This window comes from Pseudomonas sp. Pseusp21 (assembly GCF_059492145.1).
The window spans coordinates 647,475-660,584 of sequence record NZ_CP168520.1; the positions used below are offsets into that span (position 1 = coordinate 647,475).

Consider the following 13,110-nt stretch of genomic DNA (forward strand, 5'->3'; position numbering starts at 1 on the left):
GGCTGCCGTTCACTCGGCAATAGACCGAATGCCAACCCACATTCATCTGAAGCAAATGCGCCGGGGTTAATTTCAAAAACCTTCTGCCCTGTCGACCAACGGGTGCTGATTTCCCTTTGCTCGTGGAAACCTGCGAGTCAGTCTTCCTGGACAATAACGGAGATCCAGACTTTCAACTGACAGGCCATGTCCTCGCGTATTGGATAATTCCGGCTACGCAAGTGGGGACGGTTGCGCTCATCGCTCATCGGGCTCACCTTGTAGAACTCGCTGATGGAAACGCGTCAAGTACTGCAACGCATACTCGGTGGCGTATTTCTGTACTTCACAGCGTCCGCCGCAGAAGCGATGCTGGTGACTGAACACGTGACACTCATCAGCTACCTGAAACGCCCAGGCAAAGCAGATCGTGCCAGCCGGGATACCGTCTACATCGTCCGGGCCGAGAATGCCCGTTGTAGCAACGGCAACATTGGCGGTGCTATCGCGCAATGCGCCCATTGCCATCTCCCGCGCAACTTCCACGCTGGTGAGGTTGAACGTTTCGATGGTCTGCGGTTTGACATGCAGGAGACGTTGTTTCGCCTGAGGCGAATACACCACGTACCCGCACTCGATGAACTCGCCACTACCCTCGACCTCGGATAACAGCGTCACAATTTTACCGGCGGTACACGACTCCGCTGTGGTGAGCACCAAACCATTGGCGCGCAGGTAGTGAACAGTGTCGTCGGCAATAGACATGAGCTGAATGACCTCAGTGATAATCCTCACCGGCGACCGCACGCAGATAGGCCGCATCTGCCTCCCTTCTCAGGTCACGCCATTCGGAATCGGTCAACCGACCCAACCGATGCATCTCATCAGTCTGGCGCAATAGCTCCTCGTGATAGGCATCGGGACACTCCATGCGTAACGCTCGATTCTCCAACGCACGATGCCAGGCATCCAGGGCTTTCAATTTGGATTCCTGCTCAAGCGTCAGTTGATTCTTGAAAGCATTCATTTCACCTACCCCGAACATTTCCCGGTTGAGCAACAGTTTTCGAATTAGGTTCAAAAGGTCTGACGAAGAACAGCCTTTCGGTAATCTCGATGGAACGTTGCGCCAGGCCCCGTCCTCTATCGCAACACCAGCGAATCTGAGGATTTCATCATGATCGACCCAGCAACCGGTATGAAGGCAGGCGAGCGCTACACCATAGACAGTCTCGAACGCACGCGACATTTCCCGGGTTTCTTCCTCGACGGAAAATATTACCTTGGCCCGGAATTGATGACGGCCATAGGTTGGCTGGAAGGAAAGCAGTTTTATTACGATGAGCTTGATCCCACGGGTGAGCCGGTGTTTCCAGATCGACTCGCCGGGACTGTCGAAGACCTCACCCTGACTCTCGCGGACGGTGCGCGATTGCCCTTGAACGAAATGCCGTACAGGGCAGACGCCGACCCCACTGCCAGTCCAAGCCGTCTTACTCCATCGTCATCACGACATCGACCTGCCCCGGCAAGCGATCAACCCGGAGTCGAGGGCGTCCGGATGTCAGGTAAACATCCGTATCCAATACTCCTGGCGGCAGGCGCCGCGCTAGTACTGGGAATACTGCTTGGAGTCAAACAAGCCAATCGCCTTCCTGCCCGAAAACCGAGATAGCCGTCCTTGCTGATTTTTTGGAGAAGTGCTCTTTAAACGATCGGAGACAGGAATGCATCCAGTGACACCAGACGGTCGCTACTTTGTTGTCAAAGGCCAGCTATGGCGATGTTCCAACCCATCATTGGATAAAGATGTGCGTCAGCGTCTTGTCGATGCGCTTATGGCCGCTCGACGAGAGGTCAAGAACGCCAAGGGTTCGCAAGACGCTTCGCAACTGAAGCGCGCTCGGGAAAAGGTACAAATGGCCAAAGTGGCCCTCGGGGAACGGGGGCCTGTCTGGTGGACTGATGGAAGCCCGGACTTCAACCGGCGGCTGGTCATCAATTCCCCTTATGCCGAATGGTTCAGCTCGCTCCAAGAGCCTGATTAACTCTCGGCGTAAGGCGGGATTCGGATGAAGTTCCAGTGTTGCTCACAACCGCCGATCCTAGGTCGGATGCACCCAATACAACCGCTCGCCCTCTGGCATTTGTATGACGTAGCCAAGTTAACGCTGCGGTAGACAGGGAAAGCGCTTACAAGCCTAGCCAGGCTCCACTGGCGCCGGCAGTGCCACTCTTGCACAGGCGAAAAGCAGCATGCCTGTCAGGATCAGCGCGCCTCCACGCATCCAGGTTTCCAGACTTTGCTGACTAAGCAGTACCAGGCACGAGACGATAGCAAGTAGCGGAACCCACGTAGGTACTCGAAAATGATCTTGCGCAACCTCGTCACGGCGCAGGATCAACACGGACAAATTGGTACTGAGAAATACGAACAGCAGGAGCAGGACGACCGTTTCAGCGAGCGTGGCTAGCGTCCCCGTCAGCGTGAGCCCGATTGCCACAAGGGTGGTAGCGATCACTGCTATCCACGGGGTGCGTCGTTGAGGCAGCACCTTGCTCAAGGCATTCGGCAAAAGTCCAAGGCAGGCCATGCCATAAGTAAGGCGGCTGGCCATTATCATGGTTAGAAGTGCACCGTTGGCTACCGCGACCAATGCAATAAAGGCAAAGACGCGAGGCGGGATGTTCAAACCTGACGCCCGAACCACCTCAAGAAGAGGAGCAGAGGTTGCAACCAGTTTTTCCATGGGCAGTACGGAAGATGCAGCTACACCGACCGCCATGTAGAGGACTCCGGCGGTCAGCAATGCGCCAAATAATGCGCGGGGGTAAACCTTTCGAACGTCTCGAATTTCTTCTGCAAGATTGGCGGATGTTTCGAATCCTACAAAAGAATAGAAGGCGATCAGTGCCGCACCCAAAACGGCTAACACCGGGCTGACTCCCGGCTTGAACTCCAGGCTGCGACCCAAATCTGCATCACCTGTACGCAAATACCAAGCGGCGGCAACAACGACCAAAAGAAGGCCTGACAGCTCAATGACTGTCATCACCAGGTTGGCTCCCAAGGATTCTTTGATTCCCCTGGCATTTAGTAGTGCGATCACGAGAAGGAACAGTAAGGCTGAAATGTGGGGTGGTACATGGATGAACGCCGCCAGGTAATCACCCGCAAACGCCAGCGATAAACCCGCAGCGCTCGTGACAGCTGCAGATAGCATGCAAAAACCCACGAGAAAAGAAATGAGCGGTGACCCGAACGCTTTCTCGGCGAAAACCGAAGCGGCGCCCGCGTGGGGATATTTTGTCACCAACTCGGCATAGGAACCTGCAGTAAGCATCGCGAAAAAAAGAGCGATCAGCAGCGGCATCCATATTGCGCCACCCACCTCCCCCGCAATTGTCCCGGCAAGAGCATAAACGCCCGCTCCGAGCACATCGCCGAGAATAAATAGAAAAAGCATCGGGCCGGTAACGGCCCGGCGCAGGGAGGTCTTGGAGGGCAAGGTCTTCACGATCTACTTCCTGACTTGAGGTTCGGAGGGCCGATTACCGGGCTGGAAGTCAGGCGGCTCCACTCTCAAGCAATGGAAATTCGCGTATCACTAAAGTTCACATATCTTGCCAGGGTGCAAGTAAAAGGCGCCTCACTTACACCCTGATTAGAGTTATGGAATTCCTCTCAAGTAGCTAAAAATCGAAAACAAAAAAAGGCCGTAATCAGGCCCTTTTGTGTTCAAACCAAAATCATTTGGTCAGCCAGGACTCCACAGTGTCGGAGCCGTGCTCTGCTTTCCAATCCTTCAGCGTTTTATGATTGCCGCCTTTGGTTTCAACAACTTCCCCAGTGTGCGGATTTTTATAGACCTTCAACTGGCGAGGCTTGCGACTGCCGGCTTTGGACCCGGCGGCTGGAGCGCGACGACCTGCTTGCGGATCAAGCAGGTTGATCACGTCCTTAAGGCTGTAGCCGTATTTTGCGAGCAAGTCGCGCAGCTTCGTTTCGAACTCGATTTCTTTCTTGAGGCCAGCATCACCCTTGAGGGTTTCGAGGGCCTGGAGCTGTTCGGCGAGGTGTTTTTCGAGCTGGCGGAATTCGGCAAGTTTAGACATGAAAAAATCTCGATGTGGGTAATAGCTGAAGGTTACACCATAAATCACGGACCGCACTTACAAGGACTGGCGCTGGGTCTTTACCTGGACAGCCTCAACAGGCCTTGAATTGATTCCCTGTGAATGTCTTATCGATGAGTATCCGCCTCCTCAGCCGGATAAAACTCACCTTCTTTCCCTATCCTTTTGAGCTGTTCGCGCACCATCAATTCAACGCTGGCAACTGCGGCTTGATCGTCAGGGTCGACCAGCTGCAGGCACAGGCGCTGGATATTCTGATCGTGGGTGCCCTCACTCATCATCTCGTGCGTAAAGACTTGTTCACCTCGCCATAGGCAACGTTGAGTATGAGTTTCGCCGAGCCATATTTCGTTGATTGGTCTGAGGTCGGTGGTAGCCAGTTGATCGACAGTGATTGTCTTATCCATTGCGCTGTACCTTACCAATGAGTAGATACACATAGACTTACGGGCCCAGGGGTCGTTCCAAGTGAAGGCAGTTCACTGCGATTTCCGATGATGACGAAACCATCCCGTTCGTCCGCTTCCAGCCCTTCCTGCACCTCAGCCAAACCAGTAAAAAACATCGACTTCATGATCAGAAATACCGCCAGTGGTAAATCACCCACTCATCAGCAATTGAGGCTATGGCATCACCAGAGTGATCGAGCAACGCTTTGATCTGCGAATTCGCAGAGGCGAATCGATCAGTAATGAGATGACCAGGCGTTTACGGCGAAGGTGTATGGCAACAGAGCGAGAGCGCGAGGCCTTGCCAAGGAAACCGAAAACGCGTTTAGCGACTACGACAAGCGACAACAGCGACTATAGTCATTGGTGAGCCAGAGCGAATCCTGTCGCTGCTCTCCCCACCTGGCCCTCAATTCAATACCGCGAAAGCACGGCGAGCGTCGTCGTGCTTCTGGACGCGGAATATGAACGTCTTGCTGCCGAAAACACTCAGGCTCAGGCTGAGATCGTGGCAGCGTTGCCTCTTATAAATCCCTTGATGGTGGATGGAGCTATCCCCGCCGGGCAAGTCGCATCCCCCCTGAGTAGACCCCAAACTCCTATCTATCAGGGCTAAAGCAATGAACACTTCAGAATTTGGCGATGCAGAGGAAACGAAAGACGACCTGGTTCAGGAGCCGCTGCCAGCCGGCACCGTAGCGCCCGACTTCTTACTGTATGCGACTCCCGATCAGCAATTGTCGCTACGCGAGCTGAAGGGAAATCCCGTGATACTGACGTTTTACCCCGCCGATTGGAGTTCGGTTTGTGGCGATCAACTGACCTTGTACAACCAGTTGCTTCCCACATTCAGAGAATACGGTGCGACGCTCCTGGGCATCTCAGTCGACAGCGCCTGGTGTCATCAGGCATTTGCCAAAGATCGGAATTTCCACTTCAGCCTGCTGGCCGATTTTGAGCCCAAAGGAGCTGTGGCGCGACGGTATGGAGCGTACGACTCCCATTTGGGAGTTTGTAAGCGGGCACTGTTCGTGATTGACAAGGAGGGAGTGATCACCTGGAGCTACATCTCACCAATGGCAATCAACCCAGGGGCGGACGGCATTCTGGATGCGCTGGATGCGCTGGCGAATGCACCACAAAGCACGCCAACCAAAAATTAACAGGTGATCACATGGCCACTCTCAAAGTGCCGGTAAGTGCCAACGACCATCGCCAGGGAAGCGCGCATGCCAAGGTCACCTTGGTGGAATTTGGCGATTATGAATGTCCCTATTGCGGTTTAGCGTATTGGGTCGTCAAAAATCTCCAACAGCGTTTTCACAACGATTTGCTCTTCGTGTTCCGTAACTTTCCCCTGACCACCGCCCACCCGCACGCCATGAGTGCAGCCGTCACCGCTGAATATGCAGGGAGTCGAGGACTCTTCTGGGAGGCTCACGACGAACTGTATGAAAATCAGGATCGATTGGGCATGCCACTGTTTCGGGCCATCGCTCTAAAACACGGTCTCTCCAGTGAAGAACTTTATGTTGCGCTGCAGGAAGGCACTTACCTGGCCAAAATAAAATCCGACTTTAATGGCGGCGTACGCAGCGGCGTTAACGGCACCCCCGCGTTTTACATTGACGGGCTTCGCTATGACGGGGTTCCAGAGTTCGCCGAAATGAGTCAGATGATTGAGCGTTCGTTGGTGAGTTGACGAAATGGCCGGATAGTCAATTCGCCTGATAGTTCCCCACCGTAATCGAGGCGGCATGTACGGCTGTTGAACTGCAGCATCTGCCCGATCCAATTGGCTCGCTGCTGCGCACTCGCCATTTGGCCATATACAGATCGCCAACACGGAGCCAGCAGCGAATGAAATCCTTGAAGTATTATGAAAAGAATCGACACGCCACATGGTTAGAGTTGTTTTTTGACCTGATTTTTGTTGTTGCAATTGGCAAGGTTACGCACACTCTCGGACATCTTCATCACGGCCATTTTGAACAGGAGCAATTATGGACATTTTTACTGCTTTTTGTTCCATTATGGTGGATCTGGTCCAGCCACACGATTTACTCAAATAGGTTTGATACAGATAGCAATCCTCACCGCTTGGCAACATTATTTATAATGTTGTTGCTCATTGTGCTGTCTGCACGGATTGGGGAAGAATTGGAAGTCAATTATGCGCTTGTTATTGCCTGCTATTTTGGCATACGTGCCATCATCAGTATTATGTACATTTCGTCCATAAATAAATTCGATCATCGTAGCGAATTTTCCTCCAGGCTTGGCTTCGCCCTGTTAGTTAGCGCAGCTGTTAGTCTTTCATCCATTCTTTATGAACCACCCATGCGTTACATCGTTGCTTACATTGGGATTTTTCTTGATATTCTGCTCCCTTTATTTTCTTGGGGTAAGCTAAAGCCATTGCCCGCACATACAGAACACTTGATTGAACGAATAGGTTTACTCACCCTCATCTTATTGGGCGAGTCGGTAATTAGCCTTTCTGGAGGGTTATCTGACATTCAATGGGATCGTTATAATGTGATGGCAGCAATCACCGGATTCATCATGATCTGCAGTATATGGTGGATATATTTCGATAGCTTTTACTTGTTGAGCAAAAATGAAAGCAGCATGAGTGGACACTCCTTAATCTACTCGCACCTTTTTCTATTTGTGGGTCTGGCACTTCTCGCAAATTTGATCAGGCATGCGATCTTGAATGACATTGCGATGCGCGATTTCCAGATTGCGTCAATCATCGGCATGGCTTTGTTTTTCTTAGGCAAGCAATATGGCTACTTCATAGCGGTACCTAAAATAAGGAAATACATACTACAAAATACCTTGATCGTGTTTTCTCTAGGTGGGTTGGTTATATTCCTGCCCCGCATCGAGTACATATTGATCGGACTAACAGCAACCATGATCTGTTATGTTTTGTTGAATTTCAGATATCGTTAAATGTTTATTATTCGAGCATGGAGCTCGCAGGTGCATCAGTTCTGCTGACAGACATCGTCGGCATCACGTCGAGGCTGTCGGGATCGTCAATGACAGCCAGACGCCCTTGAGGGCTTCGAGGGCCTAGAGCTGTTCGGCGAGGTGTTTTTCGAGCTGGCGGAATTCGGCAAGTTTAGACATGAAAAAATATCGATGTGAGTAATACCTGACTATCAGCTTTGATGCTCGATCGCACAGAAGCAACGTCAGCCCCTGAGATACAGCAGATTATCCCTTGCCGACTTCAAGAACGGCATATTTCGACTGAGCCCTTTTGCTAGCTTATTCAAACCACAGGGCACCCGATATACCGGTGCCCCGGCGTTGCTCTGACCTCCCTCCGTCCCTGCGGTTAACAGCCCCCATCAGTCCTCTAAGGAGCTAGTTGGATGACAACACAATCTTCGAATACCTACACCGTGGATTCGCAAACGGCTCAACAGTTTTATATCAATGGTGGCTGGTGTTCGCCGGCAACGCCTGCCATCAGCCATAAAGCGCCTTGTCGAAGCGGAACGAAGCCCCATAGGCCGAGTCAGGCAGGTGGCTGGAGTGATCTGCCCGTAACCGCGAACGGAAGGTGCCGCTTTGCGGTTGAGTACGGTACAGCCCACGCTTTTGCAGTTCGGGAATCACCAGTTCGACAAAGTCCTCAAGGCTGCCTGGGCTGATCAACGGGTTGAGCATGTAGCCACTGGTGCCGGAAATTCGCGCGTGTTCTTCGATGCGCTCGGCGACTTGCTGCGGTGTACCGACGAGAATCAGGTCGCTGCCACGGGTAACACTGGCGAAGCGCTTTTTCACATCACCCGCCGTCAGCGGCTTGCCACTGCCATCGGGGTGCATCACGTAAGAGGTCAGGCCCTCGGTGTGCGTCGATAGCGCATCGCTGTCAGCGTAGCGGCTGATGTCGATGCCGGTGTCGCCGGCGTAACTGACCAGTTGTGCCTGCAAGTGATAGTTGCTTTGCAGCTCGTCGTATTTGCGCTGGGCTTCGATTTCGGTTTTGGCCGTGACGATGCGCAACACCGTCAACGATTTCACGTCTTCACGTTGACGCCCACGCGCCTGAGCCTGGGCCCAGATGTCTTCCAGGCCCTGACGAATTTCCTGCGGGTTGGATTTGGCGATGAAGATCAGTTCCGCATGCTTGGCGGCGAACTCTCGACCGCGTCCCGACCAGCCCGCCTGAATCAGCAACGGGGTGCGCTGCGGGGACGGAGCGGTCAGGTGCGGCCCGGCGACACGATAGTGCGCACCCTCATGATTGATCGGTCGCACCCGCTCGCCTCTGGCATACAGCTGGCGGGCCTTGTCGGCAACCACGGCGTCGTCGGCCCAACTGCCTTCCCAGAGTTTGTACACCACATCGAGAAACTCCTCGGCGCGTTCATAGCGATCGTCATGCTTGATCATTTGCTCCAGCCCGAAATTGCGGGCGGCGCTGGACAGGTAAGAGGTGACGATGTTCCAGCCCACTCGCCCATTGGTGAGGTGATCAAGCGTGCTGAAGCGCCGGGCGTGGGTAAACGGGTGTTCATAACTGGTGGTCACCGTGACACCAAACGCCAGGTTTTCCGTCACGGCCGCCAACGCTGGAATGATCATCAACGGATCGTTGGCCGGTGCTTCCACCGCCCATTTCACTGCCGCATCGGCGTTGCCACCCAGCACATCGTAGAAGCCCAGCACATCACCAAAGAACAACATATCGAGGTGCGCCTGATCGGCAATCCGCGCCAGGTTTGACCAGTAGCCCAGCGAGTTGATCGCCAGGCGTTCGTCAGCCGGGTGCGTCCACAGACTCGGCGCACCGCCGCACCCGACGCTGGCTTGTTCATAGAGTGCAAACAGCAGAGGTTTAGGATCGGACATCTTGGTTCCTGCAAGAAATCATTCAACGGAATGGCTCAGCGCTGATGCTTGAAGCCTCTGCCGTAATGGCGTTCGAGGCGATGCTGGATCAGTTCGAGACCGATGGATAACAGCCAATAGATGGCGGCTGCGGTGGTCAGCATTTCAATGTAACGGTAGGACGAGCGCCCGTACGACTGCGCCAGAAACATCACTTCCCAAACCCCCATGACCGAAATCAGGGACGAGTCCTTGAGCATCGAAATGAACTGGCTGGTGGTCGGCGGAATGATCGTGCGCATGGCTTGCGGCAGGATGATATGGATGAACGTCGCGGCCGGCCTCAGGCCCAGTGCGGCGGCTGCTTCGCGCTGACCTGGGGCAACCGCGAGGATGCCGGCACGAAAAATCTCACTGAGATAAGCCCCGTAGTTGAGCGACAGCGCGATGATCCCGGCGCTGATTGCGCCTGGCACCACACCCAACTGCGGCAGCCCCAGATAGATCAACAGGATCTGGATCAACAGTGGCGTGCCGCGAAAAAACGAGGCGTAGAAGCTGGCGATACCAAACGCCACGGCGCTGCTCGACAGCCTGGCCAACGCGGTGACAAAGCCCAGCAATAACGAAAACCAGATCGAGCAGAAACACAGGAATATCGTCAGCGCGGCGCCCTGCAAGAACCCGTTCGGGCCCAGATGCAGGCCGACCAGGTTTGGCCACTTTTCCAGAATGATCGAAAACTTCAGATCGAAGCGCATGAAAAACCACACGCCCAGACCCGACAGCGCCGCCCACGTCAGATACAGGCGCGTGCGAAAACCGAACAGCTGACGTGTCAGTGGCGGCTGCTTTTGCGGGCTGACAGCCGCTTTGGCCGGATGCGGGTTAATGGCTGTCATTGGCTGATATCAGAACCGATCCACTTGCGGGATATTTTGCTCAGCGTGCCGTCAGTCTTGAGTTGTGCGATGACCTCGGTGACTTTCGCATTCCATTGCGCATCGCCTTTTTCGACCGCCACGACGTTCGGTTCGGCATACAGTGGATCTCCGGCAATCTTGAAACGCGGATCCTGAGCGATGCGTTCACGCGCGGTGATGAGGTTGGTGACCATGGCATCCAGGCGCACGCCAGTACCCAGTGCGAGATCCTGGAAGGCAACGGTTTCATTGTCGTAAGGCGCGATCTGGACATTGTCGAACGGATAGCTCAACGGCTTGTCCTCGGCACCTTCAATGACCAGATCCTTGTTCAGATAGGCCTCATAAGTCGAGGCACTGATCACACCGACTTTTTTGCCGGACAAATCTTTGCCAGTGACGATGTCCTTGTCCTTCGCATTGACCACGATCACCGCCGGTGACTGGTAATACTCCACGGGGAAGTCGAACACTTCGGCCCGCGCCTTGCTCGGTGTCATCGAGCACACGCAGATGTCGTATCGACCGTTCCAGTGCCCCGCGGCAATCACGTCCCAGGAAGGCGTTTCAAGTTTCAGCTTGACCCCAAGGCGCTCGGCCACAGCTTTAGCGACATCCACATCAAAGCCGTCGAGCTGGTTCTGGTCATTGAGAAAAGAGAACGGCGGGTAACTCTCCATCAGGACACCCGTGAGCTCACCTTTTTGCGTCACGCGATCGAGGGTGGGCCCGGCGAAGGCTGCCGCGCAACTGACGGCGAGCGCCAGGCCAAGTGTCAAATGTGTGGGGATCTTCAAGTGCGAATGCTCCAATCAGGAAATGCCTGGTTAGATTAAAACGCACTATAAAATTAATATGTACTTCGTTTTAGGAATAAAAAGCTACGCTTAGGCTATATGAAATCCAGCCGCCAGCATCAGGCAAAGCCTTCATCTCCAAGGCTCATCGCTGCTGGTTTCTCACAGAGCGTACTCCGGGCAATGAACATCAGGAAAACCGGATCCTGAAGAATGGCCTGTTGGTTCCCTCCAGCCTTCTGGTCATATCGACCCTTTGTACTGTTTTCTTCAATCTGCGGGGGTTGTTTCAGGAGCGTAGTTCATCCGCTGACAATGCTGGAGCCGCCCAGGGTGGAAAAGAGTGTGCAACCAGGTTGAGTAAGTTGCGTTGCTGCTCCAACGCATGTTCAGCGGCGAATGAATAGCTTTACCGGCACTGCTGCCTGAAACGTCAGTGAAGTGCAGATAGCTCCGGCACACAAATGGCGTTAGCATCCCGTACATTCGGTTTAACAGCATGATTTCAAGATCAGGGTCGCATAGTGGAAAAGTTAAATCGCCTTCAGAGTGGAATCGAAGGCCTGGATGCTCTGCTCAAGGGCGGATTGGTCTCAGGCGCTTCCTACATTATTCAGGGGCGTCCAGGGTCGGGCAAAACGATCCTCGCCAACCAACTTGGATTCCATCATGCGCGCAACGGCGGCCGTGTTCTGGTAGCGACACTGCTTGCCGAATCCCATGACCGGCTTTTTCAGTTTCTGTCCACCTTGAGCTTTTACGACGCTTCCAAAGTTGGCGCTGAAATCCAGTTCGTCAGCGCATTCGATACGCTGGAAAATGAAGGTCTGGATGAAGTCGTAAAACTGCTGAGGCGTGAGATCAGCCGCCAGAAGGCCACAGTCATGGTTGTCGACGGCTTGCTGAACGCACGCTCTAAAGCCGACTCGCCCATCGACACCAAGAAGTTCATCTCTGAATTGCAAGGGCACGCTGCATTTGCTGGATGCACCGTGTTGTTTCTCACCAGTTCCCGACTGGATGACGGCAGCCCCGAGCACACCATGGTGGATGGCGTGATCGAAATGGGAGAGGAGCTTTATGGCACCCGCTCGGTGCGTCGTATTCAACTGCGTAAAACCCGGGGCAGCGCGGCACTGACCGGGCTTCACGAGTGCGAAATCACCGAGAACGGTCTGGTGGTTTATCCGCGCCTGGAAAGCCTCTACAGCCACCCCTCTTCGCCCGACAGCGCCAACATGACGCGCATCCCCAGCGGTATACATTCTCTGGACACGATACTGGGTGGCGGGCTGCACAGTTCCAGCGTGACGCTGGTCATGGGCCCGTCAGGAATAGGCAAGACAACCCTAGGTCTTAAATTCCTGGGTGAGTCGACGGTGAAGGCACCGGGCCTGCATTTTGGCTTTTATGAAAGCCCGGAGCGGTTACGCCTGAAGGGCCAGTCACTAGGAATCGACATCAAAGGCATGGAAGAAAGCGGTGCGTTGAGCATCGCGTGGCAACCGACCACCGAAGGTCTCCTGGACGGCCTGGGCTCAAGGTTGCTGAGCATCGTCGAAGAAAAGGGCATCAAGCGTTTATTCATCGACAGCCTTAGCGGCATGACGCGCGTCTCGACGAATCCAGCCCGAATTACTGACTTTTACAGTGCCCTCATGAACGAATTACGTTCCAGGGGCGTGACCGTGTTTGCCTCTTGGGAGATGCGAGATCTGTTCGGCTCCGAGATCAGTTCACCAAACTCTGACCTGTCCAGCATCGTCGACAATCTGATGCTGATGCGGTTCTTCGAGAATGACTCTGAACTAAGCAGAACCATTTCCATTCTTAAAGTCAGAGATAGCTCTTATGACCCTTCGCGATTTGAAGTGGTCATCCGTGACCAGGACGTTGATCTGAAAAAGGCTTCAAGAAATGAACCGCCAGTTCCTAATCCTGCAGCCCTGCCAGGTTCATTTTCCTAGGTCT

The 13,110-nt window shown here is 53.9% G+C and carries 13 protein-coding genes and 2 pseudogenes; 7 read left to right on the forward strand and 8 right to left on the reverse strand.

Annotated features, from left to right (window positions below; genetic code table 11):
* Positions 1-237: 237 nt before the first annotated feature.
* Complete coding sequence (locus tag ACEN93_RS02780) at positions 238-744, reverse strand: CinA family protein (protein ID WP_490843319.1); 507 nt, start codon at positions 742-744, stop codon at positions 238-240.
* Between the two features lie 13 nt (positions 745-757).
* Positions 758-1,006 carry a hypothetical protein gene (locus tag ACEN93_RS02785; RefSeq protein WP_490843320.1) on the reverse strand — a complete coding sequence of 83 codons (249 nt, stop codon included), beginning with the start codon at positions 1,004-1,006 and terminating at the stop codon, positions 758-760.
* 150 nt (positions 1,007-1,156) lie between these two features.
* Between ACEN93_RS02785 and ACEN93_RS02790 the strand changes: the two are divergent.
* Positions 1,157-1,415 (forward strand): annotated as a pseudogene (locus ACEN93_RS02790) (short chain dehydrogenase); the annotation flags it as partial.
* Between the two features lie 291 nt (positions 1,416-1,706).
* Positions 1,707-2,027, forward strand: a complete 321-nt coding sequence (locus ACEN93_RS02795; RefSeq protein ID WP_490843321.1) for a hypothetical protein — start codon at positions 1,707-1,709, stop codon at positions 2,025-2,027.
* Between the two features lie 153 nt (positions 2,028-2,180).
* On the opposite strand, the gene ACEN93_RS02800 is transcribed toward ACEN93_RS02795, so the two are convergent.
* From ACEN93_RS02800 to ACEN93_RS02810, 3 genes are all read right to left on the reverse strand, one after another.
* On the reverse strand, positions 2,181-3,497 hold the full coding sequence (locus ACEN93_RS02800; RefSeq protein ID WP_495611007.1) for an APC family permease: 1,317 nt from the start codon (positions 3,495-3,497) through the stop codon (positions 2,181-2,183).
* A 232-nt stretch (positions 3,498-3,729) separates the two neighbouring features.
* Entirely contained in the window at positions 3,730-4,095 is a 366-nt protein-coding gene (locus tag ACEN93_RS02805) for a histone-like nucleoid-structuring protein, MvaT/MvaU family (protein ID WP_039768520.1), read from the reverse strand.
* A 128-nt stretch (positions 4,096-4,223) separates the two neighbouring features.
* Complete coding sequence (locus ACEN93_RS02810) at positions 4,224-4,523, reverse strand: hypothetical protein (protein ID WP_495611008.1); 300 nt, start codon at positions 4,521-4,523, stop codon at positions 4,224-4,226.
* A gap of 348 nt (positions 4,524-4,871) precedes the next feature.
* On the opposite strand from ACEN93_RS02810, the pseudogene ACEN93_RS02815 reads away from it, so the two are divergent.
* From ACEN93_RS02815 to ACEN93_RS02830, 4 genes and pseudogenes are all read left to right on the forward strand, one after another.
* Positions 4,872-5,153: pseudogene (locus ACEN93_RS02815) on the forward strand (TolC family protein); the annotation flags it as partial.
* A 32-nt stretch (positions 5,154-5,185) separates the two neighbouring features.
* On the forward strand, positions 5,186-5,728 hold the full coding sequence (locus ACEN93_RS02820; protein ID WP_103385245.1) for a redoxin domain-containing protein: 543 nt from the start codon (positions 5,186-5,188) through the stop codon (positions 5,726-5,728).
* 11 nt (positions 5,729-5,739) lie between these two features.
* Positions 5,740-6,267 carry a DsbA family protein gene (locus ACEN93_RS02825; protein ID WP_495611009.1) on the forward strand — a complete coding sequence of 176 codons (528 nt, stop codon included), beginning with the start codon at positions 5,740-5,742 and terminating at the stop codon, positions 6,265-6,267.
* A gap of 158 nt (positions 6,268-6,425) precedes the next feature.
* On the forward strand, positions 6,426-7,526 hold the full coding sequence (locus ACEN93_RS02830) for a low temperature requirement protein A (RefSeq protein WP_495611010.1): 1,101 nt from the start codon (positions 6,426-6,428) through the stop codon (positions 7,524-7,526).
* A 525-nt stretch (positions 7,527-8,051) separates the two neighbouring features.
* Here ACEN93_RS02830 and ACEN93_RS02835 read toward each other — a convergent pair.
* Genes ACEN93_RS02835 through ACEN93_RS02845 form a run of 3 tightly spaced genes read right to left on the reverse strand, consistent with a single transcriptional unit; the run spans position 8,052 to position 11,139 of the window.
* Positions 8,052-9,440, reverse strand: a complete 1,389-nt coding sequence (locus ACEN93_RS02835) for an LLM class flavin-dependent oxidoreductase (RefSeq protein ID WP_495611011.1) — start codon at positions 9,438-9,440, stop codon at positions 8,052-8,054.
* A 35-nt stretch (positions 9,441-9,475) separates the two neighbouring features.
* The gene (locus tag ACEN93_RS02840) at positions 9,476-10,321 is read right to left on the reverse strand and encodes an amino acid ABC transporter permease (RefSeq protein ID WP_085603571.1); all 846 of its coding nucleotides are present in this window, start codon (positions 10,319-10,321) and stop codon (positions 9,476-9,478) included.
* Positions 10,318-11,139 (reverse strand): ABC transporter substrate-binding protein, encoded by an 822-nt coding sequence (locus tag ACEN93_RS02845; RefSeq protein WP_495611012.1) that lies wholly within the window; start codon positions 11,137-11,139, stop codon positions 10,318-10,320. Before ACEN93_RS02845 ends, ACEN93_RS02840 begins: the two co-directional genes overlap by 4 nt.
* A gap of 521 nt (positions 11,140-11,660) precedes the next feature.
* Between ACEN93_RS02845 and ACEN93_RS02850 the strand changes: the two genes are divergently transcribed.
* Positions 11,661-13,106: an ATPase domain-containing protein gene (locus ACEN93_RS02850; protein ID WP_166742306.1), complete on the forward strand. Its 1,446-nt coding sequence runs from the start codon at positions 11,661-11,663 to the stop codon at positions 13,104-13,106.
* Positions 13,107-13,110 lie beyond the last annotated feature (4 nt).